Annotated in this window: 20 protein-coding genes; 12 read left to right on the forward strand and 8 right to left on the reverse strand. The window is 74.6% G+C overall.

The window, feature by feature from the left end; all coding sequences use genetic code 11:
* Positions 1–247 precede the first annotated feature (247 nt).
* Positions 248–937 carry a GntR family transcriptional regulator gene (locus tag IO40_RS0117955; protein ID WP_016467904.1) on the reverse strand — a complete coding sequence of 230 codons (690 nt, stop codon included), beginning with the start codon at positions 935–937 and terminating at the stop codon, positions 248–250.
* Positions 938–1,076: 139 nt separating this feature from the next.
* Between IO40_RS0117955 and IO40_RS0117960 the strand changes: the two genes are divergently transcribed.
* From IO40_RS0117960 to IO40_RS0117970, 3 genes are all read left to right on the forward strand, one after another.
* On the forward strand, positions 1,077–1,964 hold the full coding sequence (locus IO40_RS0117960; RefSeq protein ID WP_016467905.1) for an SCO6745 family protein: 888 nt from the start codon (positions 1,077–1,079) through the stop codon (positions 1,962–1,964).
* 152 nt (positions 1,965–2,116) lie between these two features.
* Positions 2,117–3,127 (forward strand): helix-turn-helix domain-containing protein, encoded by a 1,011-nt coding sequence (locus tag IO40_RS0117965; RefSeq protein ID WP_016467906.1) that lies wholly within the window; start codon positions 2,117–2,119, stop codon positions 3,125–3,127.
* A 47-nt stretch (positions 3,128–3,174) separates the two neighbouring features.
* Positions 3,175–3,507, forward strand: coding sequence for a glyoxalase superfamily protein (locus tag IO40_RS0117970; protein ID WP_030408002.1), 333 nt, complete (start codon positions 3,175–3,177; stop codon positions 3,505–3,507).
* A gap of 363 nt (positions 3,508–3,870) precedes the next feature.
* Here the strand turns inward: IO40_RS0117970 and IO40_RS0117975 are convergent, their stop codons facing one another.
* Positions 3,871–5,415, reverse strand: a complete 1,545-nt coding sequence (locus IO40_RS0117975) for a serine/threonine-protein kinase (RefSeq protein ID WP_031175735.1) — start codon at positions 5,413–5,415, stop codon at positions 3,871–3,873.
* Between the two features lie 661 nt (positions 5,416–6,076).
* Here IO40_RS0117975 and IO40_RS0117980 point away from each other — a divergent pair.
* The 6 genes from IO40_RS0117980 (at position 6,077) to IO40_RS0118005 (ending at position 12,642) form a co-directional block, all read left to right on the forward strand.
* The gene (locus IO40_RS0117980) at positions 6,077–6,922 is read left to right on the forward strand and encodes an LLM class flavin-dependent oxidoreductase (RefSeq protein ID WP_031175736.1); all 846 of its coding nucleotides are present in this window, start codon (positions 6,077–6,079) and stop codon (positions 6,920–6,922) included.
* 734 nt (positions 6,923–7,656) lie between these two features.
* Positions 7,657–9,204 (forward strand): sensor histidine kinase, encoded by a 1,548-nt coding sequence (locus IO40_RS0117985; RefSeq protein ID WP_016467910.1) that lies wholly within the window; start codon positions 7,657–7,659, stop codon positions 9,202–9,204.
* 3 nt (positions 9,205–9,207) lie between these two features.
* Entirely contained in the window at positions 9,208–9,612 is a 405-nt protein-coding gene (locus tag IO40_RS0117990) for a roadblock/LC7 domain-containing protein (protein WP_016467911.1), read from the forward strand.
* On the forward strand, positions 9,609–9,956 hold the full coding sequence (locus tag IO40_RS0117995) for a DUF742 domain-containing protein (protein WP_016467912.1): 348 nt from the start codon (positions 9,609–9,611) through the stop codon (positions 9,954–9,956). Before IO40_RS0117990 ends, IO40_RS0117995 begins: the two co-directional genes overlap by 4 nt.
* The gene (locus tag IO40_RS0118000; protein WP_016467913.1) at positions 9,937–10,557 is read left to right on the forward strand and encodes a GTP-binding protein; all 621 of its coding nucleotides are present in this window, start codon (positions 9,937–9,939) and stop codon (positions 10,555–10,557) included. Before IO40_RS0117995 ends, IO40_RS0118000 begins: the two co-directional genes overlap by 20 nt.
* 912 nt (positions 10,558–11,469) lie before the next feature.
* A complete protein-coding gene (locus IO40_RS0118005; RefSeq protein ID WP_031175737.1) occupies positions 11,470–12,642 on the forward strand; it encodes a selina-4(15),7(11)-diene synthase in 1,173 nt (390 codons plus the stop codon).
* Between the two features lie 154 nt (positions 12,643–12,796).
* On the opposite strand, the gene IO40_RS0118010 is transcribed toward IO40_RS0118005, so the two are convergent.
* The 5 genes from IO40_RS0118010 to IO40_RS0118030 form a co-directional block, all read right to left on the reverse strand.
* Positions 12,797–14,005 (reverse strand): low temperature requirement protein A, encoded by a 1,209-nt coding sequence (locus IO40_RS0118010; protein ID WP_016467916.1) that lies wholly within the window; start codon positions 14,003–14,005, stop codon positions 12,797–12,799.
* Complete coding sequence (locus tag IO40_RS33740; protein WP_234029743.1) at positions 14,005–14,616, reverse strand: DUF488 domain-containing protein; 612 nt, start codon at positions 14,614–14,616, stop codon at positions 14,005–14,007. The genes IO40_RS0118010 and IO40_RS33740 overlap by 1 nt, the downstream gene beginning before the upstream one ends.
* A 142-nt stretch (positions 14,617–14,758) precedes the next feature.
* Positions 14,759–16,327: an amidohydrolase family protein gene (locus IO40_RS0118020; RefSeq protein WP_031175738.1), complete on the reverse strand. Its 1,569-nt coding sequence runs from the start codon at positions 16,325–16,327 to the stop codon at positions 14,759–14,761.
* 292 nt (positions 16,328–16,619) lie between these two features.
* The gene (locus IO40_RS0118025; RefSeq protein ID WP_031175739.1) at positions 16,620–17,840 is read right to left on the reverse strand and encodes a S8 family peptidase; all 1,221 of its coding nucleotides are present in this window, start codon (positions 17,838–17,840) and stop codon (positions 16,620–16,622) included.
* Between the two features lie 383 nt (positions 17,841–18,223).
* Positions 18,224–21,175 carry an ATP-binding protein gene (locus IO40_RS0118030; protein WP_031175740.1) on the reverse strand — a complete coding sequence of 984 codons (2,952 nt, stop codon included), beginning with the start codon at positions 21,173–21,175 and terminating at the stop codon, positions 18,224–18,226.
* A gap of 927 nt (positions 21,176–22,102) precedes the next feature.
* Here IO40_RS0118030 and IO40_RS0118035 point away from each other — a divergent pair.
* The 3 genes from IO40_RS0118035 (at position 22,103) to IO40_RS0118045 (ending at position 24,455) form a co-directional block, all read left to right on the forward strand.
* On the forward strand, positions 22,103–22,330 hold the full coding sequence (locus IO40_RS0118035; protein WP_016467921.1) for a hypervirulence associated TUDOR domain-containing protein: 228 nt from the start codon (positions 22,103–22,105) through the stop codon (positions 22,328–22,330).
* Positions 22,327–23,610, forward strand: a complete 1,284-nt coding sequence (locus tag IO40_RS0118040; protein ID WP_016467922.1) for an FAD-dependent oxidoreductase — start codon at positions 22,327–22,329, stop codon at positions 23,608–23,610. Before IO40_RS0118035 ends, IO40_RS0118040 begins: the two co-directional genes overlap by 4 nt.
* Before the next feature lie 68 nt (positions 23,611–23,678).
* Positions 23,679–24,455: a TSUP family transporter gene (locus IO40_RS0118045; RefSeq protein WP_016467923.1), complete on the forward strand. Its 777-nt coding sequence runs from the start codon at positions 23,679–23,681 to the stop codon at positions 24,453–24,455.
* Between the two features lie 96 nt (positions 24,456–24,551).
* Here the strand turns inward: IO40_RS0118045 and IO40_RS0118050 are convergent, their stop codons facing one another.
* Entirely contained in the window at positions 24,552–25,238 is a 687-nt protein-coding gene (locus IO40_RS0118050) for a nitroreductase family protein (protein ID WP_031175741.1), read from the reverse strand.
* Positions 25,239–25,266 lie beyond the last annotated feature (28 nt).

The following is a 25,266-nucleotide window of genomic DNA, read 5'->3' on the forward strand; positions in this document are numbered from 1 at the left end:
CACGCTCCTTCCACCGGAGGCCGGGAAGTTCCCGCGGGCTGGGGCCCGGGCCGGCCGGAGCGGCCGGCTCCCCGACTGCCCGGGTGCTCTTCGACGCTAGCCGCGCGGCACGCGACCGGCACCGGCACCCCGCGCGCGTACGGGACGCGCGGCGGCGGCGGACCGGCCGCTGACCGGCCCTGCCGTCCTCCCGGCCGCGACGGTGTCCGGCTCACCCGGCCAGGTGAGGGGCGGGGGCCGTCGCCGCTCAGGCCGGCTCCCGGTCGCCGCTCAGGCCGGCCGCCGTCGTAGTGAGGTGCCGGGCCAGGAGCGCGGCGGCGGTGTCGGCGTCGCGGGCCAGTGCCGCCTCCTCCAGGCGGCGGTGCTCCTCCGCGCCGTCCCGGCCGGGGTTGCGGTGCGCCGACCAGCGGCGGGCCAGTTCGCTCGCCGTCCACATCCGGTCGAAGGTCTCCAGCAGGACGGGGTTGCCGCAGCCCTCCAGCAGGGCGCGGTGGAAGATCCGGTGGGCCTCGGCCCAGGCGTGGCTGTAGTGCGTGTCCTCTTCCGCGGTGTACGGCGGGGTGCGGACCAGGCGGTGGTGGGCGGCGCGTACGCGGGCTTCCCAGTCGAGGTCGCCGCGCTCGACGGACATGCGCAGTACGGCCGGTTCGACGGTGCGCCGGGCCTCGGCGATCTCCTGCCAGCGCCGGTGGCACACGGCCGGGACGGCGAAGCCGCGGTTGGGCAGCCGGTCGGCCAGGCCGTCACCGACCACCCGCACCAGTGCCTCGCGCACCACGGCCAGGCTGACGCCGTGTTCCTTCGCCAGGTCCTGCGGTTTGAGGGCCTCACCGGGGGCGTGCTTTCCGCTCATGATCGCGTCCCGGAGGCGGGCGTAGACCTGCTCGGACAGCATCTGCTTGACGGGGGTGCTGGTCGAGTGGGCCGTCTGTGTCATGGGGCCAGCATAGACAACCGGCCAGATAATCGATTATTACTGCTAATGTCGATCGCGCCGCGCCTCGCCGTCTCCCGACGTCCGGGAGGAAACGACGTGGAAGAAGCGCGGCGCACTCCTTCCGAAAGAGCAGGCACTCATGCACCTGGACCACGTTCCCGCCCCCGCCGCCCCGGACGACGGGGCAGTGGCTTTGGACGCCGTCCGTGAGGTGAGCGACGCGGTCAGCGCGGCTCATCTGTTCATCTACCTCGTCCCCGAGAGCGCTGAGGAGGCGGCCCGGCTCGGTGTCACCGAACAGGGACGGTCCTACCTGGCCTTCCGCTCGGCCGCGATGGGCGCGGTCCCGTGGCAGGTGACATCGGCGGCCTTCTACAACTTCAGCCCCCGGGCGGTGCGGGAAATGGCGGGCGTGTGGGACGCCGCATCGCCCGAACGCTGGCAGGACGCCCGCTTCACGGCCGCCGGGCGCGCGATGCGACGTGTCGGGGTCTCCCTCACCGACGACCAGATCGCCGAGGCCCGGTCGCTCATCGATCCGGTCGTGGCGGGCGCCGACTACGCCGGAAAGGTGCTGGCCGCCGCCAACGCCTCCGTCCCGCTGCCGTCCGATCCCCTCGTCGCGCTGTGGCAGCAGATCACGGTGGTACGCGAGTGGCGCGGCGACGCGCACCTCGTCGTGCTCGCCGACAACCGTCTCGGACCGTGCGACTGCCTCGTCCTGCACACCGCCACGGGGCAACTGCCCGTCGGGCTCATCCGGGCGACCCGTCAGTGGAACGACGAGGAGTGGAACGCGGCGACGGCCCGTCTCGTCGCCCGCGGCTGGCTCGACGAGACCGGCGCGCTGACCGAGGCCGGCCGCGCGGCACGCGAGCGCATCGAGCGGGAGACCGACGCCCACTGCGCCGCGCTGTGGGCGCCGCTCGGCGAGACGGGCACCCGCCGTCTCGCCTTCCTCATCGCGCCGGTCAACGAAGCGTTCGCGGCTGCGGGCACGTTCCAGGCCGTCAGCCGGGCTTCCTAGCCCTCCCCCGGCCGGCACCGGTGTGCCCCGGCTGATGCGGAGCGCCGGATTCCCCTGCGGCTTAAGGTGGCACCCGAGGAGCGATCCCGGGACGCCGGCCGGTGCCTGCCCCGGCGCGCCGGGGCTGTCACGGAACGCAGGGGTGAGGACGTGTGATCGGGACCGCTTTCCGTACCGACGACGTGCCGGTGGCCGACCGGTTCGACTACTGGCGCGAACTCGTCGGCCGCACCCGTGCGAGCGAGATGAGCAGCGCCCACGCGGCCGATTTCCGGGCGGAGTTGTGGCTCATGGAGCTGGGGCCGGTGACGGTGTGGCCGACCTCGGTGCTGCCCACGCGCTACCGGCTGAGCCCCCGCATGGCGCGCCGGACGGACTCCGGGTCGTACCACTTGACGCTGCTGCTCGACGGAGGACTGGCCCTCGAACTCGGCGGACGCACGGACACCTTCGGCCCGCACGACCTGCACATGGTCGACGACTCGCAGCCCTTCGACCTCCGGCCCGCAGACGACGGCGCAGCCCGTGCCGTCAAAGGCGTGGGCGTCGACTTCCCCAAGGCCCTGCTGCCGCTGCCGCCGCACCGGGTACGGACCGTGCTGGGACGCGGGCTGTCGGGGCGCGAGGGTGCGGGCGCCCTGCTCAGCGGCTTCCTCACCGGTCTGGAGCAGCAGGCCGCCGTCCTCCAGCCGCGGGACGCGCCCCGGCTGGGGACGGTGGTGCTGGAGCTGGTCGCCGCCTGGCTGGCGCAGGCGCTGGACGCCGAGGAGGCGTTGCCGCCCGAGACACGGCAACAGGCCCTGCTGCGGCGGATCACGGCGTTCATCCGCCAGAACCTGCACGATCCCGAACTCACACCGGGGACGGTCGCCGCCGCGCACCACATTTCGGTCAGTCATCTGCACCGTCTCTTCGAGCAGCAGCCACACGGGTACACGGTCGCCGCGTGGATCCGCAGACAGCGCCTGGAGCACGCGCGGCACGATCTGGCGGACCCGGCACTGCGCACCACCCCGCTGCACGCCGTCGCCGCCCGCTGGGGCATCACCCGGGGCAGCGACTTCAGCCGCGCCTTCCGGGCGGCCTACGGGCTCTCCCCCAGGGAGTACCGGGCGCGGGCGCTGCTGGAGCGGCAGCGGACGGGGCCCGCGACCGTCCGCTAGTGCCGCATCCGGCCATCTCGCGCCGGGTGCTCTGTGACGATGACGTCATGGACGAGGACGTCATCCCCATTCTGCGCGTCGAGGACGCAGCGGCGGCGGTCGCCTGGTACGAGCGGCTGGGCTTCGCCAAGCAGTGGGAACACCGCTTCGAGCCGGGGCTTCCGGCGTTCGTCGAAGTCGCCCGGGACGGGGTGCGGCTGTTCCTGTCCGAGCACGAGGGCGACGCCCGTCCCGGCACGCTGGTCTACCTCCGCGTCCGTGAGGTCGAGGCCGTCGCTTCGGAGTTCGGCGTGCGGGCCGAGGAGGCCCCGTGGGCGCGTGAGATCGAGCTGCGCGACCCTGACGGCAACCGGCTGCGGATCGGCACGCCGACGGAATGACACCCGCCGGCAGCGCGCGGCGACCGGTGGTGCACCGGCGGCGGACGCGGACGAAAGCTGCTGTCCGCGCGGGCTGACCACCGGCTGCCGGCCGTCGCCGACAGTGCCGCCGTTGCCTGCTGCTGCACCGAGTTGCGACGCGACGGCAAGAAACCGGAGACGGATCGACAACACCGCCGCGCCTCCTCCCGGCACTCTTGAGCGCACACACCGCCAGGGCGCGCGTTCGCTGACGAGCCCGGCCGCGCAGGGGACGGCCGGGCTCGCGACGCGATGCGCGGTTCCTCCGGCGCGAGGGAGGCGCACGGCGCCCCCAGGGCCACGGCGCAGCCCGCCGCGCCCCGTTGGCACGCTCCTCGCGCCTCAGCGGGGCGGCCCACCCGGCGGCCGGAGCCCGGCCGCTCCCCCTCCTCCGGTCCGGGCCAGGTTCCAGGCGTAGGAGCGGCGGCTGCGGAGGGTGTCGGGATGGTCAGGCCCAAGGACGCGGGCCCGGTCGGCTGCCACCCGTCCCATCAACTCCGCCGCCCGCTCGTGGTGTCCGGCCAGGCCGAGGTTCCACGCATGGCCGTGGCGGCTGTCCAGGGTGTCCGGGTCGTCCGGCCCCAGTGCCCGGACCCGGCCGGCGGCCACGCTCTCCATCAGGGCGGCGGCCTCCTCGTGCCGCCCGGCCTGGCCGAGGACCCAGGCGCGGCTGTGCCGGCTGTTGAGCGTGTCGGGATGGTCGGGGCCCAGGACGCGGGCCCGGTCGGCGGCCACCCGCTCCAGCAACTCCTCGGCCAGGGCGTACTGTCCGGCCTGGCCGAGGTTCCACGCGTGGCCGTGCCGGCTGTTGAGCGTGTCGGGATGGTCGAGGCCCAGGACACGGGCCTGGTCGGCGGCGAGCTGCTCCATGATCCGGGCGGCGGCCGGCGGGCCGATGGTCCGGGTCGTCTGCTCCGCCTCGGTCATACGGCGGGTCAGCTCCCGCGTGTCCGGCCCGGCCGGCGCGGTGGTGGCCTCCGGGCCGCCTGGCTGCCGGGCGCCCGAGTCCGGGACCGCGTGGTGCGGCAGCAGCAGCGTGATCGCCCTCGGCCACGGAGTCGACGCGGGCCACTGCTCGGGAGGGCTCCAGGACGCGGCGATGCGGTGCAGGATGTGGGCGGGGCCGGGCCGGTCCGCCGGGTCTTTGGCGAGACAGTCGGCGACCAGATCGCGTACCGCGTGGGGGACGGCGTCCAGGCGGGGTTCCGCGTGGAGGATGCGGTGCATCAGGGCCAGCGGCGGACCCTCGCCGAACGGGCCGTGTCCGGTGGCCGCGTAGGCCAGTACGGCACCGAGCGAGAAGACGTCCCCCGCGGGCGTCTGTTCGCCCGAGTCGATCTGTTCGGGCGCCATGAAGCCCGGGGTGCCCATGACCACGCCGGTGGTCGTCAGTACGGTGCCGTCCAGGGCGCGGGCGATCCCGAAGTCGATGAGCCGCGGCCCGTCGGCCGCCAGCAGCACATTGGACGGCTTGACGTCCCGGTGCAGCACCTTGGCGGCGTGGATGTCCTGGAGCGCCTCGGCCAGCCCGGCGGCCAGCGGCCACAGGGAGGGCGTCGGCAGCGGCCCGGCCTTGGCGACCGCCTCCGCGAGATCGGGCCCCGGCACGTACAGCGTCGCCAGCCAGGGCGGGTCCGCCTCCGCGTCGGCGCCGACGATCGGCGCGGTGAAGGCGCCGCTGACGGCGCGGACGGCCGCGGCCTCGTGCCCGAACCGCCGCCGGAACCCGGACTGGCGGGCCAGGTGCGGGTGGACGACCTTCACGGCCACCGCACGGCCGGAGGGCGAACGGCCCAGGTACACCCGGCCCATTCCGCCCTCGCCCAGCCTGCCGCGCAGCGTGTATGCGCCGATCTGCCGCGGATCGTCCGCGGCCAGTGCCTCCATAGCGCCTCCCCCCGAGGCAGGAGCATCGTTCTCGCGGGCGGTGAGCCGCACCGGGGCCCACCCGTGTCCTGCCGGCGAGCAACCTAGCCCACATGCCCGGCGAAGGACAGCGGACGGCCGCCGGCGGTGGCGGCACGGCAGGTGGCGGCACGGCAGGTGGCGGCCCGCCCGGTGGGCCGTGACAGCTGGCGAACCGTGACCGTGGTGGACCGTGACGTCCGGGGACACGGCAGCCCGGGCGGGTTCCGCGTCGGGCACCCGGAGCACAGGGCTCGTCCGCCCGGCGCACCTGCCCCGGCGTGCGCCGGTTCCCTCACGGCCGGGTCTCGCCCTGAACGTGCGCTTCTCGACGGCGCACGCAGGAGTGCCCGCCATCCCCCGGCCGCTGCCCCCGGCGGGCCGCCCCGGCGAGCATCGGTCTCCGCGCCCCCGGCACCCGGCACGGACCGGCCTGTGCGGCTGCGCGGGCCGCGCCACGGTGACTGGCGCAGCACCCTGGGGCAGAAACGGTTTGTCACCCGGCACCGGCCGCCTCTAGGGTGAGGCCACTTCACGAAGACGTTCTCCTGGAATCACGCCGCAGAGCGGGAGCGTCCCACCTCTTCGAGGTGCGAAGGGGCGGCAGTCGTTTTGTCGACCCTTCATTTCGGAGGTCCTGCTCATGAACGTCGGTGTCGGCCTGCCCGTCTCCGACCCGGCTGCCCTGCTCACCTGGGCCCGGCGTGCGGACGACGGCCCCTTCGGCACGCTCGGCCTGCTCGACCGGCTCGTCTACGACAACCCGGAGCCCCTCGTCGCCCTCTCCGTGCTCGCGGGCGCGACCTCACGCGTCAACGTCCAGACCGAGGTACTGCTCGCCCCGCTGCGCGACACCGCCCTCCTGGCCAAACAGGCCGCAACGCTGGACCGGATGACCGGCGGCCGGCTGGTCCTCGGCATCGGGATCGGCGGTCGCGACGACGACCACCGGGCGGCGGGCATCGACACGCGCACGCGGGGCCGGCGCCTCGACGGACAGATGGCGGTGCTGCGCCGACTGTGGTCGGGCGAACCGTACGGCGACGGTGTCGGCCCGGTCGGCCCCGCGCCCAGCCGGCCCGGCGGACCCGAAGTGCTCTTCGGCGGCTTCCGGCCCGCCGCCCTCGAACGTGTCGCACGCTGGGGCGACGGTTTCCTCGCCGCGGCACCGCTCCCCTGGGCCGGCGGCCTGTTCGAGACCGTCCGCGCCTTCTGGCGGGACCACGGCCGCCGGGGCACGCCCCGCCTCGTCGCCCAGGTCAACGTCGCGCTCGGCCCGCAGCACGTGATCGACGAGGCACGGGCCGCCATGCACGCCTACTACGCCTTCACCGGCACGCCCGAGCGAATGGTGGCGGGCCTGCTGACCGAGCCCGCCCGGATCCGCGAGGCGATCACCGGTTTCGCCGACCTGGGCGCCGACGAGGTCATGCTCTACTGCCACGGCCGCGATCCGCACCAAGTGGACCGCCTCGCCGACCTGTTGTGACGGCCCACACCATGCAGGCCCCGGCCCCGGCCCCGGTCCCGGCGGCCGGGGCCGGCCGGCCCTCGGGGTCGGGACGCGCCGGTACGGGCGGGAGCGGGAGGCTGCACAGCAGCGTTCCGCAGGCAGCGGGTCGGAATGGACCGCACCCTCGGGGCCGGGAGCCGGCACGGTCAGGGAAGCGCTCCCGTCCCGCCGGGGTCCGGGCACGACGCCGGAGCGGGCGCGCCCGGTCCCGTGCGGCAACTGCCGGGCACGCTTCGGCCAACGGAGCACCAAGGGTCTCGGAAGTCCTCTCGAAGAGGCGGAAGTTCGCAAGCGTCGAGCACGCCCCGGAACGTACGGTACCGGTTGCGGGCGGGCGCCGCGCAGGGCGCCGGCATCCGGACCGAACGCGCGTGCGGCCCGTCCGGCGCGCGGGCGTCCTCCCACGACGGGCACGGAACGGGCCGGGCACGCCGCGAGCTGCGAGAACGTGGAGGTTTCAGCGTACGGCCAACGCGACGGGCGCCCTCCCGGAGCCCCCGGAACGCGGGCTGCCTTGTTAGCTGTTGATCGTTTCTGGTTATGCTGCGTCAGCCTCGGCATGACGGAGTCTCACTGAGTTCCCCGGTCGCGTCTTGTCCTGCTGCGGGTCCCGGTACCCCGGGACGAGCTCGTACGGAGGGCCGGAGGTGTACTCGTTGCTCCCCACATCGCCTCTTTACTCAGTCTGTCGAACCGATTTGAGGACGCTGATGATGCGCACGGGATCGTCACCCGGAGGTCAACGGTCGGCCCCGCTGTGGACGTGGTGGCTGCCCACCCTTGTCATGGCCGCCGCCACGGTCGTCGCGGCCGTCCAGGTACCCGGGGGCGCACGGGGTGCGGTCATCTGGTGCGGGGTCGTCGCAACCGTCGCGGTGGCGCTCATGGCGAGCGAGGTGACCCGGCGGAGCCGGGCGCTGGCGGCGTTGCGGATCCAGTACGCGGAGCAGCAGGACATGCTCCAGCGGCATCTGCGCCAGCAGGAGGCCGCCACGGTGCAGTTGGCCAAGGAGCGGCTGCCGGAGGCCGTGGAGCGGCTGCGCAGGGGCGAGTTCGCCGAGAACGTGGTGCGTTCCCTGGCGTCGGCCGGCCCTGAATCGGGGCTGTCCGCCGAGTTCGCCGCGGCCCACCACGAGCTGCTGCGGTCCGTGGTGGAGGCGGTGCGGGCCGAGGAGGCCCTGCGTGACTCCGCGCAGCGCGGTGTCGTCAACATCGCCCGCCGTGTCCAGGCCATCGTCCACCGGCAGGCCACCGACCTGCGGGAGATGGAGGAGCGGCACGGCAAGAGCGGCGAGTTCTTCGCCGACCTGCTGCGCCTGGACCACAGCAACGCCCTCATCAGCCGGCTCGCAGACACCATCGCGGTGCTGGGCGGCGCCCGGCCCGGACGGCAGTGGAGCCAGCCCGTTCCGATATACAGCGTGCTGCGCGGCGCGATGTCCCGGATCGCCGACTACCAGCGGGTGTCGCTGCATTCGGTGGCGGAGGTGGCCATCGTGGGCCGCGCCGTCGAGCCGCTGATCCACGCGCTGGCCGAGCTGCTGGACAACGCCACCTCCTACTCGCCGCCGCAGGCCAAGGTGCACTTGACGGCGGGTGAGGTGCACGCGGGCATCGCCATCGAGATCGAGGACGGCGGTTTCGGGCTCAGCGAGGAGGCGCGGGCGCGCGCCGAGCAGATGCTGGAGACCGCCCGTGAGGGCATCGACCTGAACGACCTCGGCGAGGCCCCGCGCCTCGGCCTTACCGTGGTGGGACGTCTGGCGCAGGAGTACGACTTCCAGGTGTCGCTGGCGCCGTCCGCGTACGGGGGCGTGCGCGCCGTCCTCGTCGTCCCGCACGATCTGGTCACGACAGCGCCCGCGACCGGGCGCGCCCACGGCATCGGTGCCGCCTCCGGGCAGCGCCCCTCGGACCGGTCCGCCTCGTCCGCGCCGTCGGCCAGGAAGCACACGCCGTCGACCGCCGCGCTCAAGGAGCCAGAGCCGATGGACGAGGAGATCCCGCAGGTCACCGAGCGGACGGCCAGCGGGCTGCCGCAGCGCCGCAGTCGCCGCGGCCGGTCCGGTGCCCGCCCGCTGAGTACCGCATCGGCCCGTCAGGCGGATGCGGACGAGGAAGACGCCGCAAGCACGACGGCGGAGAAGCCGGCGCCGGGTATGTGGATGGGCGCCTTCCAGGAAGGTCTGTCCGGCAAGCGCTCGGCATCAGCTGCCGCCCAGGGACACAGCGACAAGTCGTCGAATGAAGGTGAGTAAGCGATGGTTCGGCAGCCCGACATGGACTGGATGCTTAAGGACTTGGCGGAGAGCATCCCGCAGACTCGCCACGTCGTCCTTCTGTCGTCGGACGGTCTGTGCATGGCGCAGTGTCCCGTGGAGAACGACACCTCGGACCGGCTGGCGGCGATCGGAGCCGGGCTCCAGAGCCTGGCCTCGGCGGCTGCCGAGGAGTTCCCGCACAGTGACGGCCGGATGCGGATGGTCGTCATCGAGGTGGACGGCGGTTTCCTGCACCTGATGGCGGCGGGAGAGGGCGCCCACCTGGTGGTGCTGGTCGACGAGGGCGTAGACATGGGCCTGGTGGGGCAGCAGATGCGGGACCTCGTCACCCGTATCGGCGCCCACCTCACCAGCCCGCCGCGTGGCGACCGGCTGGCGCGATGACGCCGGACGAGGAATGGGACGAGGGCAGTCCGGAGCGGTTGTACGTCCTGACGGGGGGACGCAGCGGCTCCGAGGATGCCGGTCTCGATCTGGTCACGTTGATCGTGACCCGCAGTGCGCCGCAGATCGGCATGCAGCCGGAGCACGAGTCGATCCTGCGGCTGTGCGAGGCCCCACTGTCCGTCGTGGAGATCTCGGCGCACCTGAAACTCCCGGTGAGCATCGTGACCGTGCTGCTCGCGGATCTCTTGGCCGAAGAACACGTGGAAGCCAGGGCACCCGCCCCGGCACTTCCCGACATCGACATCATTAAGGCGGTGATCCATGGCCTCCAGAACCTCTGACACGGTGGTGGGGCCTCGGAGCGAGGACGCTCTGCCGTCGTCGGCAACCTCCGCGGTCAAGATCGTCATTGTGGGCGGCTTCGGCGTCGGCAAGACGACACTGGTCCATTCGGTGAGCGAGATCCGCCCGCTGACGACCGAGGAGACGATGACGCAGGCCAGTGCCGGCGTCGACGATCTGGCCGGCGTCGAGCGCAAGCGGATGACGACCGTGGCCATGGACTTCGGCCGCATCAGCATCGACGACGAACTGGTCCTCTACGTCTTCGGCACCCCCGGGCAGCAGCGTTTCTGGTTCCTGTGGAACGGGCTGTTCGAGGGCGCGCTGGGTGCGGTGGTGCTCGTGGACACCCGGCGGCTGGAGGCCAGCTTCGACGTCCTGGGCAGGCTGGAGGAGTCGCAGACCCCCTTCGTGGTGGCCGTCAACGCGTTCGACGAGGCGCCGTCGTACTCCGACGAGGAGTTGCGCGAGGCGCTGGATCTGACCGCCGAAGTGCCGCTGCTGATGTGCGACGCCCGGAGCCGCGAGTCCAGCAAGGACGTGCTGCTCGCCCTGATGCGGTACCTGTATTCCCTCGCCACGACCACGGGGGCGAAGTGACCCCGAGTCCTGGCGCCCCCGCCCGCGCTTCACGGGAGCCGTGAGCGCTGCCGGCGGGGGCGGGGGTACCCGTCAGGTCACCGGCGCCACCGGACGCGGTCCGGTGGCGCCGGTGCCGCTGCGCGGCGGCCGTTCGTGCCCGGCGTTCCGTGCCGGGCCGCACGATGGCCGGACCGGCACCTGGGCCGGGCCATGGCGGACACCGGTCCGGACGGGCTGCGCCACCGATTGCCGGGCCGGCGGCCGGCGGCGTCGGCGCGGGAAACCGCGCCGGCCCACGGCGCTGACGTCCCGTCGGCCGGTGGCGCTGTCCGCCGCGTTCGCTCCGCCGCGCAGGCCGGGCGGCAGGCGGACGGCGTGCGGGGCTGCTCGGCCGACCGGTCGAGCAGCCGCTGCCGCCGGTTGGCCGGGCTGTGTCCGTCCACTCAGCCGCCGGGGCGCGGACGGTGCCGTGGGGCCGGTGCCGGGTCCGTCGGCGGGCTCGGTGCGCGGCTTGGGGCGGACGGCGGTGAAGCGCCCGGCTGCGGGCCGCCCGTAAGGTGCGCCGAGGGGGCGGTTGTCGGAGTTGCCGCGTTTCCTCGTGGCTTTCGGCGACTTGACCCCCCGAGGCCGTCGTGGGGGATCGATCCCGGTATCGCGCGGGATCGCAGCCCCCTCCGTGAGGAATATGCCAAGCCGTTGTCACCGGGACCCTTGTGACGCGAATAGCCTCCTGATGCAGTGGATACATATGACCAGGAGAAGGTCACATCGCGTCACCCGGTCCCTGCCGCTCACCGACCCGCCCCACCGGGCGGGTCGCGGCATGGAGACACGGCGTCGCGACCGGAACACCGGCACGTCGCCGCCCGGCCTTCTCAGGTGAACGGCCGCGCAAGCGACGTGGCCGCAGGACGACTGAGGTGATCGACAGTGGAGCACGGGGTCTTGGTCCCGCCCGTCTATTCTCCGATTCCCCCCGCGATACATCCCCGGCACGAACACTTCGACCGGCGTACCGCGGCCTGGGCGCAGGAGTTCGGTATCGGTTCGAACGCGCTGCGCGAGAAGCTGATCGGCCACGAGATCGGCACCTTCGCCGCCCGTATCCTCCCGGACGGAGACGAGGAAGTCATCGCGCTCCTCGCGGACTTCGTCCTGTGGCTCTTCGGCGTCGACGACGGCCACTGTGAGGAGGGCGAACTCGGCACCGACCCCAAGGAACTGGTCCCCGAGCTCTCCCGGCTGCTGCGCATAGCCCAGAACCCGCAAGTCCCCATGCTCACCGACGACCCGCTGGCCGCCGGACTGCGGGATCTGCGCCGCCGTATGGAACTGCACGGCACACCCGCGCAACTGGCCCGCTGGGTCGATGCGCTGCGCGAGTACTTCCTGTCCGTGGTGTGGGAGGCGTCGCACCGCAGCAAGGGCACCGTCCCCGACCTCAACGACTACACCCTGATGCGGCTGTACGACGGCGCCACCTCCGTCGTCATGCCGCTGCTGGAGATGGGCCGCGGCTACGAACTCCAGCCCCACGAGCGGGACGACACCGCCGTGCGGGCCGCCGCCGAGATGGCCTACTTCATCATCACCTGGGACAACGACCTCTTCTCCTACCACAAGGAGTCCCGGGCACAGCAGTGGTACCTCAACGTCGTGCGGGTGCTGGAGCACCACCACGGGATGGACCCCGCACAGGCGATGGAGACCGCCGTCGCCCAACGCGACCGTGTCATGTGCCTGTTCCTGCGGCTCCAGGCCCGCCTCTCCGCAACCGGCAGCCCCCAGCTGCGCCAGTACCTGGACAGCCTCGCCGCCTTCATCCGGGCCGCGCAGGACTGGGGCATCTCCTCCCGCCGCTACACCACCCCCGAGGACCCGGCCGACCTGCCCACCGCCTTCCGCGACACCCCCACCGACGACAGCACCGAACCCCTCGACATACCGGCTGTCTCCTGGTGGTGGGACACCGTCCCCGAAGGCCCGGCGCCCGCCGCCTCGCACCGCGGCTCCGCCCTCGACGGGAACCGGCCCGCCGAAGTACCGCATCTGGCCGTTCCCGAGCGGGTGCCGGCCGGACGCCACCGGCACACCTACGCCTGAACAGCGGTCGTATGAGGGCCGTGAGGGCGAGCACGAGGAGCACGGTGCCGCGGACCGCACCGGGTGCCTGAACCGCCACCCGGGCCGGGGCCCCGCGCCATGGAGGGCGCGGGGCCCCGGTGCAGGCGGGGCGAGCGGCGTGGCGACGGGTACGTCACGCCGTGCGGACCGCCGCGCGGTGGAGGGCCGCGACATCGGCCGCCAGGACGGCGGCGACGGTCAGCCCCATGGCCAGCACCGCCGGGCCGAGGCCGATGAGCGGCGGGGCGCACCCCAGGGCCGGCACGATCGCGGCGCCGACCACCACCGGCAGGGGGTGGCGGACGGCTCCGGTGCGGGCCAGCCGGTGCAGGAAACCGAAGAGGAGCAGCACCCCGGCGGCGGGCACGGCGACGGCCAGTCCGGCGGCGCGGGGCGACAGAGGGGCGTGGTGCTCGGCGGCGAGTGCCGCCTCCAGCCCCGCGCCCAGCGCGGCCACCGCGGCGAACCCCACGTAGTGGCCGTATCCCCAGGTGAGGGCAGTGCGCAGGGTGGTCAGTGTGACGTCGTCGCCGGTGAAGTAGATCCACCACAGGGAGAAGACGAGCAGCAGCCCGCCGACGGCGATGAGCAGCACCGACGCGGTCAGACCGTGCGCGGTGACGGCCGCCTGCACGGCGGTCAGCGAGGCGAGGATGACCTCGCCGAGCACGATGATGGTGAACAGGCCGTACCGCTCGGCGATGTGCTGCGGATGCCAGCCGGTGGCGCGTCCCCCGGCCTCGGCCCAGGCGGGTACGGCCAGTTCGGCCGCCACCAGCAGCACGAAGGTGACCGGCAGCCAGGTGCCGGCGGCCCACTCGCGGGCGATCCAGCCGCCCTGGACGACGGCGATGCCCGCGGCGTAGCGCAGGGCCGTGCCGCGGCGTTCACGGTGCTCGGCGGCGGCCCGCAGCCACTGGGTGATCAGCGCGAGCCGCATCAGGACGTAGCCGGCGACCACCACGGTGAAGTCACCGTCCCGGAAGGCCGCGGGGACGCCCGAGGCCAGCACCAGGACGCCCGCCATCTGCACCAGTGTCAGCGTGCGGTAGAGCACGTCGTCGGTGTCGTAGGCGGAGGCGAACCAGGTGAAGTTCATCCAGGCCCACCAGATCGCGAAGAAGACAGCCGCGTACCCGGCCAGGCCCGTGCCCGGATGCCCTTCCGCGAGGGCGTGGTGGAGCCGGCCGGCGGCCTGCGAGACGGCGACGACGAACGTCAGGTCGAACAGCAGCTCCAGCGGGGTCGAGGCGCGGTGCTCCTCCGCCGAGTCCCGTCCGCGCATCGCCCGCCGCAGCGGGGGGCCGCTCCCCCGCGTGCCCTCCGGACCGCCGGCGCTCATCACGCATCCCCGGGACCGGTGCCGGTGCCGCTGGGGTGGTCCCCGTCGTGGGCCCCGTCGGCGGGACGGGAGGTGGACGGGGGTCTGTCGTAGACCAGCAGGCCGTCGTCGCGCAGCCGGGCGCCGGGCGTCGGCGGGTGGGCGGTGAGCCGGCCGTCGTGACCGAGGTGGTGGACGGGACGGCCGCGGGCGAGTACGGCGAAGTCCGCGACGAGCCGGCGGTGGCAGCGCCACCACACCGACTCGCCGCACATCACGGCGGTGGGGGTGCGCGCGGCCTCGGCCAGCAGGTCGTCCATGGCGGCGAGGAAGTCCGGGTCCCGGGTGTGGCCGGCGTAGCCGCGGAAGGAGGCGTTGTGCCAGAAGGTGTCGGGGCTGTCGTCGGCGGCGCGGCGGAAGCCGCCGAGCCGCCCGTCCCAGCGGTAGCCGATGCCTTCCTCGGGCAGCCACCGGCTCAGCGCCTCGCGGTGCACGTCGGGATTGCGGCGGCTGCCGGGTGCGGTGCGTACGTCCACCACGGACCGCACCCCGGCCGCGTGCAGCAGCCGGGCCAGCCCGGCGCGGCCGGCGGTGCCGTGACCGAACGTCAGCAGCGGCGGTAGGTCGTCCACGCCGCCCAGGATGGCACCGGCCGGCCGGCGTACCGGTGCCGTACACGGCCCGACGCCCCCGGACGGCGGGTGCTCGTGCACGGCGGGCGGCTGCCTCGCGGGCGGGCCGCCCCCGTGGCCGGGGCGCGGCGGCCGGGCGCCGTCAGCTGTCGTCCCCCGGGGTCGGATCGACCCGTTCGATACCGGCGCGGCGGACCACGGCACGGCCCGCCTCGCGGGCCCGCCGGACCAGTGCGGGGCCGTCCCAGTCGGTGGGCCAGCCGCGCCACAGCCTCAGACGGCCGGCCACGAAGACTGCGGTGATCTGGTCCCGGTTGGCGAGCCGCACCAGCTCCCACTCCAGGTCCCAGGAGGGTGTCAGCTCGGGCACGCGCAGATCGACGAGGAGGAAGTCGGCGGCCTGGCCGGCGGCGATCCGCCCGGTGGTCTTCCTCAGCCCGACCGCGTCCGCGCTGTGGGCGGTGGCGTGGTCGAGCCACAGGCGTCCGGCGCCGCAGACGGAGTCGCCGGTGTCCAGGCCGCTGGTCAGGCGCTGGGCGGTCTCGGCGGCGTCCACCATCCGGAAGCCGTCGCCGCGGGTGCCGTCGGTGCCGGTGGCGAACCGGACCTTCAAGGCGGCCATCATGGTGGCCTGGGCCACCGCGTTGCCCTTCCAGGCGCTGGCGACCGGGTTGTAGCTGACGGCGGCGCCGGTGTCGGCCAGCAGCCCGATCTCCTGCGGGGTGAGCAGGGTGGTGTGGGCGCACAGGGTGTGCGGGAGCAGGGCGCCCACGTGGTGCAGATGGGCGACGGGGCGGCGGCCGACGGATTTGAGGGAGCGTTCGACGGCGGCCAGGTGTTCGTTGACGTGCGTCTGGAAGACCGCACCGGCCTCCTCGCACATCCGGGCGGTCGCCTTGAGGACCTCGGGGGTGGCGTCCTCGGGCACGGGGATGGCCAGGGAGGGGTGGATGAGCCGGTGTCCGTCCCAGCGGGCGAGGTGTTTCTCGCCGCCCTTGCCGTCGGAGACGACCTTGCCCAGGACGCAGCGGATACCGGCCTCCTCCGCGCCCTTGGCCACGGCCTCGACGTCGACGGGGGCGCGGGTGCCGGCGTCGGCGACGGTGGTGAAGCCGCCGCGCAGCGACTCCAGCGCGGCGAGTTTCGCCGAAAGGTAGGCGCTCTCCTCGTCGAGCGCGTGTTCCAGCGGTTCCCACACCGTCTTGAAGATCTCGGAGGGCTGGCCGAACGCCTGGGCCTTGCCGAAGCTCTGGGTCAGATGGTGGTGGGCGTCCACGAAGCCCGGCATCAGCAGATGGCCGGCGAGCCGTACGGGTTTCGGGTGACGGTGTTTCGCGGTCAGTTCGCGGGCGGGGCCGACGGCGCGGAAGACGCCCTTCTCGACGAGGACGGCGTGGTCCTTCGCGAGCCCGGAGGGCAGCAGCACCCGGTCGGGTACGAGCAGCAGCCGGTCGCCGTCGAGGGCGTCGGGGCCGGGGCCGTCGTCGTCGGGGCGCGGAGCGCGGTCGCGCAGCTGGGCCGTCGCCGCCGGCGCGGCGTGGGTCCCGGCCGCCTCGGTGGCGTGGGCGGGCGTCGTCGCGGTGGCGCCCAGCAGGCCGGCCGCGCCGGTGGCACCGGCGCCGGCGAGGAAGCGGCGGCGTGCGATGTCGTCCCGTACGTTCTGCGGCGCGTCCTGTCCCGCCTGCTGCTGTGGTATCGACTCGTCCGCCACCGCGCACCTCCGGCCGTTTCCCGCGAAGAAGGCCCCGACCATAGATCAGCCCACGGTGCGGAACAAGCCTTCCGTCATACGGTAGTTGTGCGCTACATGTGGGACGAGAGAGGAGTCGCGGGCCGCCCGGTGCGGCACCGGCACGGCGTTGTGCCGTGCCGGCGCCGTACGGTGCGCGGCCGTATGCCGCGAGCCGTAGCGGTGCGGACACCGCACGGCCCGCGGCACCGTCCGGCGACGGTGCCGCGGGCCGCGGCCATGACGACCGCGAGAGCAGCGGTCGGGCCGGGGATCAGCCCAGGCCGGTGACGTTCAGCAGGGCGTTGGGAGAACCGGAACCCGGGTTGCCGACCACGCCCTTCTGCGCGGCGTTGACGAGGGCGTCACGCACCTGGCTCGGCGAGGCGCCCGGGTGGGCCGACAGGTAGAGCGCCGCGGCGCCGGCGGCGTGCGGAGTGGCCATCGAGGTGCCGCTCATCGTCGTGGAGCCGCCGCCGTTGCGGGTCGAGACGATGCTGCCGCCGGGTGCGAACAGGTCGAGGCAGCGACCGTAGTTGGAGAAGTACGAGCGGCCGTCACCGCGGTCGGTGGAGCCGAGCGTGATGGCGGCCGGCACCCGCGCCGGGCTGGTGCTGCACGCGTCACGGGAGTCGTTGCCGGCGGCCACGGCGAAGGTGACGCCGCTGTTGATGGCGCCCTGGACGGCGTTGTCCACCGAGGTGCTGGCGCCGCCGCCCAGGCTCATGTTGGCGACGGACGGGCCGCTGTGGTTGCGCGCCACCCAGTCGATACCGCCGATGACCTGGGACCACTGCCCGGAGCCGGAGCAGTTGAGCACCCGCACGGCGACCATCTTGACGTTCTTGGCCACACCGTAGGTGCGGCTGCCGACCGTGCCGGCCACGTGCGTGCCGTGGCCCTGGCAGTCGCTGGCGTCGGAGTCGTTGTCGATGAAGTCGTAGCCGCTGCGCACCCGCCCGCCGAAGTCGGGGTGCGTCATGTCCACGCCGGTGTCGACGATGTACGCGGTCGCTCCGGAACCGTCGTTGGGGTAGGTGTAGGAGCTGTTCAGCGAACCGTCGATCCGGTCGATGCCCCAGGAGGGCGGGTTGGGCTGGGTCCCGGTGGCCCGCACCTTGCCGTCGGCCTCCACGTACTTGACGCCCGGCGCCGCCGCGAGCTTCTTGGCCTCCGCCTCGGTCGCCCGGAAGGAGAACCCGCGGAACGCCGTGGAGTACACCTGGTCGACCGTGCCGCCGTAGGTGTCGGTGAGCCGCTCGGCCGTGGCCCGCGCCTGGGAGCGCACGGCGGACGACGCGGACGCCTCGCCGTCGAGGGCCACGATGTACCGGCCCGCTATCGCGCCGGGGGCGGAGGCGTTGCGGATGGTGCCTTCCTGCTCGCCGGGGGTGGACGCGCCCGCGGTGGCGGCCCCGCCCAGCCCCAGTACCGTGGCGGTCAGCGCACCGATGCCGAGGGCGGCGAAGCGTCTGCTGCGCGTACGAGTACCCATGGATGCTGCTCCTCATCGTGGGGGTGCCGGGCGGTTCGCGCCCGGTCAAGTGCCCACACCCTCCGTCCGGCACCGGAGCGAAACAATCCGGAATGCGATAGGTAGGGGTACGTATTCGGATAACGGACGCCCCGCGGCGGACGCCCCGTTACGGCCGCCCGCCGTCCCCGTCGGGATGTCCGCCGGCATCCCCGTCCCGCCGCCCGCCGACCCGGCACCCGTCCTGGCATACCGGCGCCCCGTCCTGGCGCCCCGGACTCACGCTCCCTCCCCCGGCGCCCCGGCCCGCGAACCGCCCTCCCCCGCCGGGGAGTCCCCGCCGGGGACTACCCGCCGGGGACTACCCGCCGGGGAGCCAGCCCCGGCCTGCGGGCCGGGCACGGTCAGCCGGGGGCCGCACCGTGCCCCGCTGCGGTCGGGTCCTGGCCGGCCGGGCGCAGGACGGCGACCTGGTCCCGCGAGGTCACGTTCAGCTTGCGCAGCACCCGCGCCACGTGCTGCTCGACCGTGCGCGGCGAGAGGAACAGCACCTCCGCTATCTCCCGGTTGGTGCGGCCCAGGGCCACCAGCCGGGCGACCTCCTCCTCGCGGGGCGACAGTTCGGCACCGTAGCCGCGCCGCCCCCGCCGGGAGGGCACGGCCGTACCGTTCTGTCGCAGCGCGCGGCGGCAGCGGGCCGCGTCCCGGATGGCACCCAGCGCCCCGAACTCCTCGGCCGCCCGGGCCAGTCCGGTGGCGTCGGGGGGCTCCCCCAGCGCCAGCCGGTTGCGGGCCGCGGCCTCGCCGGTGCGGGCCGCCGAATACGGCTGGGGCAGTGCGGCGTAGGCCGCGCGGGCGGCGTCGAAGACGGCGGCTGCCTCCGCGTGCCGCCGCTCCCCGGTGGCGACCACCCCGCGGCAGGCCAGATGGGCGGCTGCGGCCAGCGGGGCGTCCCGGCCGGCCAGCCGTTCGCCGAACTCGGCGGTCAGCTCGGCCGCTTCGGCGTGCCGGCCGCGGCGCACCAGCGCGCTGACCGTCATCGGCGCCAGATCCGCGGCCCAGGTCCAGATGCCCTTGACGCGGACGCGTTCGGTGGCCCGCAGTGCCTCGGCGCAGCCGGCCTCCTGATCGCCGCAGGCCATGTGCAGCCGGGCCATGGCGGCGGACGCGGCGGCCAGGATGTTGGCCGGCGCGTTGGCGGGGTCGGCCAGACCCGCGTCCCGCAGCCGGGAGGCGGCCTCCTCCCATTCGCCGCGGGCCGACGCCAGCAGACCGAGCACCAGATGGGCGTCGGCGGCGATGCCGGAGACGCCGCCGACCAGGCCGAGCGCCTGCCGGGCCCGTTCGGCCAGCCCGTCCCACCGGCCGGTGTGCCAGGCCAGCCGCAGCGCGGTGCCCTCCACGATGGTCTCCAGATAGGGCGCCCCGCATTCGGCGGCCAGCCGGCGGCCCTCCAGCCGGTAGCGGCGTGCCGCCTCGTAGTGGCCGAGGCAGGTGGCGGCGTCGGCGAGGTTGCCGCAGGCGCGGGCGACCTCGCGGCGTTCGGCCACCGACTGCCCCTGGGTGAGCAGTTCGTCGGCCGCCCGCCACACATGGGGCGAGCCGGTGGACATCAGCAGGGCGAGGTGGTTGCCGCGTACGGCGATCCGCAGGGCACCGTCCGTCTGGGTGGCCACCAGTTCCTCGGCCCGCGCGATCCACCGCTCGTGCACCTGGAGGGGCTGGTCGCCCCAGCTGGGCATGGCCAGCGCAGCCATGCCGCGGGCGGCGAGCGCCGGTCTGTCGCGCAGTTCGGTGACGGCGGTGGCGGTGTCGGCGCGGCCTTCCTGGTAGCGGCCCGCCTGGTTGTTGAGCAGCAGTCCGAGGTTGAGCCGGATCTCGCCGCGCAGCCCTTCGGGGAGGCCGGCGTCCCGCAGGACGCGGCGCAGCAGTGCGGTGGCGCGGCGGTGTGCCAGGCCCACGGCTGCTTCCCTGCTGAGCCGGGCCGCCAGCCGGCCGCGTTCCCGGGCGGGCAGCCTGCCGTCGCACAGCAGCTCTTCCAGCAGTTCGACGACGAGTGCGGTGTCGCCCATCTCGTGCGCGGCCTCGACGGCTTGTTCGCAGTGGTGCTGCCAGCCGGCCCAGTCGCCGGAGAGCCGCGCGTGGTAGGCGAGCCGTACCAGTGGCGGCGGGTCCTGGCGGGCGAGTGCGGCCAGTGCCCGCTGGTGGAGGGCGTGCCGGTCGGGGCCGGGCAGCATCGAGTAGACGGCTTGCTGGGCGAGGGTGTGGCGGAATCCGTAGCGGCCGTCCTCCTCCTCGTGGAGCATGCCGGACAGCAGGGCCTCGCGGACGGCGGCGGCGGCGCGGCGGGCGGCGGGCCGGGCGGTTGCGGCGGGTGGGGCCGCGTGCTGGGGTCCGCCGTCCTGCATGACGTCGGCGATCAGCTCCTCCTCGGCGGGGACGCGCAGGACGGCGGCGGCGCGGACGGCGTCGGCGGCTGCCGGGGACAGCTGTGCCATGCGGTCGGCGGTGGCCTCCAGCAGCAGGGCGGGGACGCGCATGGTGGCGACGTCCTCGACGTCGAGCCACTTCCTGCGGCGGGGGCCTTCGGTCAGCACCCGTACGGTCTCCTCCAGGACGAAGGGGATGCCCGCGGTGCGGCGGTGGAGTTCGGCCGCCAGTTCGGTGGAGACGGGCCGCCCGCCGGTCATGGCGGCTGTCAGATCGCTGACGGCCGCCGCGTCCAGCGGGTGCAGGGGGACGCGGATCTCGGTGGTTCCGGGCGGGCAGCGGTGGGCCCGGCCCAGGGGGAGGCCGCCGTCGGGCAGGTCCTCGCGCCGGTGGCTGAGGACGAGCGCCAGCCGCGGGGGCGGCGCGTCCACCAGGAACCGGAGCAGGTCGCGGGTGCCGTCGTCGGCCCAGTGCAGGTCCTCGACCACGACGACGGTGTCGCCCAGCGCCTCCAGCAGGGCGCGGACGGCGCGGAAGAGCCGGTGCTGGGTGGCGCGGTGGTCGGCGGCGGGTTCGGGGGCGGGCGGCAGGGCGGCGGCGAGTTCGGGCACGTGGGAACGGAGGGCGCCGCAGACGGGGTTGAGCCGCCGGGGCAGATCGTCGCCGAGGCCGCGGAAGAGATCGACGACCGGGCCGTAGGGGAAGGGCTCACGCAGCGGCAGGCAGTTGCCCGCCAGGACGCGTCGCCCCGGGGTGGCGGTGCGGGCGAGGGCCTCGTGGATGAGACGGGTCTTGCCGATCCCGGCCTCCCCCTCGACGAAGGCGACGGACGGCGCGGCGGCCAGCGCCGCGCACAGTGCGCCGAGTTCGTCCCTGCGGCCGACGAACCGGGAGGAGCGGGGGGACCGGAGAACCGCGTACGGCACGAAGCCACCTCCACAGCCACGCTCGGTCGCGTACGGGGTGCCGCCGGACCTGCATGGGTGTTCGACGTTCGGACTTGGGTCGGCGGTCAGCATCTTCCGTGTGTTCGGTACGGACAACAAGCCCCGCGGAGGGGCCGCCCGAAGGTGGTACGGCACCGGCCGGGGCGGCGTACGGCGGTTTTCGGCCCGGGCCGAGGCGGGGGGCGTGAAGGGTCGGGGCGCGGGGGTGCCCCGGGACCGCTCCCGCTGGAAGGTGGCGTGGAGCCACCGCAGCGACGTCGGGACCAGGACGGCACCCACGGCCGACGAGCCGGCGGCGGCCTCCCCGCTCGGCGGGGCGGGAGGCAGCACGGGGTACCGGCCGACGCCCCGGCCAGCAGCGGGCCCGCGCGACGGCCGGGGCGACGGCCGGCCGGGCCGCGAGGTCGGGCGCGGCCCGGATCGGCGTCGGCGCCGCCGAGGCGAGGCTCCGCACCAGTCCGGGTGCCGGACCGACGGCGTCCGCCGTGCGCCGTGCGCAGCGCCCGGTGGATGCTCCACGCCCGCCGCCCCGCCTCGGCGACGGTCCCCCGGCCTTCGGGGCCACCGCCGCGACCGGCCGCGGCGAGCGCCGCCGCGCGCGGGCCCCGCACGGAGCGCTCGGGCTGCCGGTGCCGCTTGCGCAGCCGGGCGGCCCGGGGCCCCGGCCGTCCGGACCGCCGCGGTCACCGGGACCGGACTCCCCTGGCACGAGGACGTCCGCCCCTCCTTGCCCTTTCCGACCAGGTTTTCCCGGCTTTGCCGTGGTAACTCCCGAGGTGGCGAGTGAGCGGAGCGGTCACCCGCGCGCCGGCACGCCACGCGTCTCGGCGTACCGGATCGGCGCGGAGAGGCCGCGGTCACCGCGCGCGCCGGCGCGGACGGCGTGCGGACCGGACGGAGGGTGACATGGGCAAGGACGGAGAGCTGCGGAAAGGCGACCGGGTGGCCTGGTCGAGCCACGGCAGCGAGGCGGTCGGCACGGTGACCCGGAAGATCACCCGGCGCACCCGCGCGGCGGGCCGGACGGTCGACGCCTCCCCCGAGGCACCGCAGTACGAGGTGGTCAGCGAGAAGTCGGGCCGCACGGCGGTGCACCGGCCGGAGGCGCTGCACAGGAAGCCGGGCCGGTCGTGAGCGAGCTGCCGGCCCACGGCGACGTGGTCGTGGTCGGGGCCGGACTCGCGGGCCTCGCGGTGGCCCGGCGGCTGCAGAGCCGCGGGGTGGACGTCGTGGTCGTCGAGGCGGCCGACGAGGTCGGCGGCCGGATCCGTACGGACACGGTGGACGGGTTCCAGCTCGACCGCGGGTTCCAGGTGCTCAACACCGCCTATCCGCAGCTGTCCCGGCACCTGGATGTGGGACGGCTCGACCTGCGCCCCTTCGAGCGCGCGCTCAGACTGCGCACCCGGGGCCGGACCGTGGTGCTGGGCGACCCCCGCCAGGACCTGCGGGCGGTGCCGGCTGCGCTGGCGGCACCGATCGGCTCGCCCCTCGGCAAGCTGGCGCTGGCCGCGCACGCCGCCGCCGTCGGCTATCTGCCCGCCCGGGTGCTGCTGCGCCGCCGCGATCTGCCCTCGGTGGTGGCGTGGCGGCGGCGCGGGCTGGGCGGCACCGTCACCGACACGCTGCTGCGGCCCTTCTTCTCCGGACTGACCTGCGACCCGGCGCAGGTGACCTCCAGCCGGTTCACCGATCTGATGCTGCGCATGTTCGTCCGCGGGGAGGCGGCCGTACCGGACGGGGGGATGTGGCAGCTCCCCGCCCAGCTCGCCCGGCTGCTCGCGGAGGGGACCGTGCGGCTGAACACCACGGTCCGCGAGGTCTCCCCGGAACGGGTCGTCACCGACCGGGGCACCGTCACGGCCCGCGCGGTCGTCGTGGCGACCGACGCGGAGACGGCGACGCGTCTGCTGCCCGGCCTCACGCCCCCGCGCTGGCGCGGCCTGACGACCTATTACCACCGTCTGGAAGGCGGCCCGCCCCCGGGCGGCGCGACCTTGACGGTGGACGCCGAACCGTCGCCGGTGACCAACACGGTGCCGGTCAGCGCCGCCGCGCCGTCCTACGCGCCGGCCGGGGTGACGCTGCTGGCCACCACCACCGTCCACGAGCGCGGCGGGCAGCCGCAGGACGCTTCGGGCCCGGCCGAGGAACGGGTACGGAGGCGAGTCGCCACGCTCCACGGGGTCGGTCCCGGCGACCTCGACCATGTGGCCACCTGTCCCGTCCCCCGGGCGCTGCCCGCGATGACGGCACCGCACCGCTTCCGCCGCCCGGCCGTGACCGGCGGTGTGGTGGTGTGCGGGGACCACCGGGCGACGAGTTCGATCCAGGGGGCGCTGGAGTCGGCCGAGCGGGCCGTGGAGGCCGTCGCCTCGCGGCTCGGCGTTCGGGCGGTGCACGAGGGCGGGTAAGGGGCGGAACGGGCTTCTGCGATGCTGAGTGGCCCCTGGTGCGCTCTCGGCAAGGACAGTTCACACCCGTGCATGACATATCGCTCACCGCCCTGGCGGCCCTGTGCGTCGCCGCTGCCCTGGCCGGCTGGATCGACGCCGTCGTCGGTGGCGGCGGCCTGCTGCAACTCCCCGCCCTGCTGATCGCCTTCCCCCATCTGCCGCCGGCCTACGCGCTGGGCACCAACAAGGCGGTCGCGGTGGTGGGCACCTCGGCCGCCGCGGTGACGTATGCCCGCAAGACACCGTTCGACGTACGGCTCGCGGCCCGCCTCGGGCTGGTGGCGGCGCTCGCCTCGGTCGGCGGCGCCTTCTTCGCCGCCGGAGTGGAAAGCTCCGTGCTGCGCCCGCTGATCATCGTGCTGCTGCTGGGTGTGGCCGCCTTCGTGGTGCTCCGCCCGCACTTCGGCCACACCGGCGGCGGTACGGTCACCCGGCGGCGCGTCCTGGCGGCGTTCGCCGTGGCCGGCGTGGGCATCGGCTTCTACGACGGAGTACTCGGTCCCGGTACCGGCACCTTCCTGGTCATCGCCCTGGTGGCCCTGCTCAACATGAACATGGTGACGGCCTCGGCCACGACGAAGGTCGTCAACGTCTGCACCAACATCGGTGCCCTGGCCATGTTCACCTGGCAGGGCACCGTGCTGTGGGCGCTGGCGCCCGTCCTGGCGCTGTGCAACATGGGCGGCGCCTTCCTGGGGGCGCACATGGCCCTCAAACGGGGCAGCGGCTTCGTCCGCGCGGTCCTGCTCGTCACCGTCGTCGGCCTGGTCGGCAAACTCGCGTACGACCAGTGGTGGGCCTGACGGGCACCCCGTGCCGCCCGGCGCTGTCCCGTCCGGCGCCCGCGTCCCGTTTCCGCGCCCGCGCCCCGCGCCCTCGTCCCGCGCCCCGCGGCGGTCTCAGCCGGACGGGGACCGCAGCCCCAGCGCGAACGCCGCGGCGAACGCGTGGGCCTCCGGCTCCCAGCCCAGCTCGCGCAGCTCCGCGCCCCGCGGCAGGCCCGCGCAGGCGCAGCCCGCCAGCCCGCGTTCCTCCGCCAGCAGATAGGCCGTCTGCACGGCGGCGCCCGCGTCCCACAGGACGGCGGGCAGCCCGCAGCCGGGGTAACGCGTCATGATGCGCGGCCAGTCGGCTCGCCACAGCACGAGCGCCGGGGGCGGTGGGGCGGTGGCGGGCCGCCGCAGAAAGCGGTTGACCCGCTCGTGCACCCGCCGCCGCCAGTCGGCGGTGGAGGGGTGTGCGAGCAGTTCGCCGGGCGTGCGGCAGGTGTAGGGCCCCGGTGCCACGCCGGTGACGTCCTCGGCCAGCACGCAGGGGGTGAGGCTGCAGGTGTCGCCGCAGGTCGGACTGGTCGAACCGGCAGGCTCACCGGCCCGGAAGAGGCCGCCGAGCACCGCGGCCAGGTCGGCGGCCGGCAGCGGGCCGGTCATGTCCCGGCGGGACCGCCGCCCGGACAGCACCCGGGTGAGGGGGGACGGCGGCGGCCCGGGCGGCAGCGCGATCCGGACGCCGTCGAGCGGCGGTTCGGCCGGGCGGGGCAGGCCGCTGTTCCCCTGCTCCGGGCCCGCTTCCAGCTGCTGCCACACGCGCCGCTCCGCGGCCGTCCACCCGGTT

This window comes from Streptomyces albus subsp. albus (genome assembly GCF_000725885.1).
Classification (GTDB): Bacteria; Actinomycetota; Actinomycetes; order Streptomycetales; family Streptomycetaceae; genus Streptomyces; species Streptomyces albus.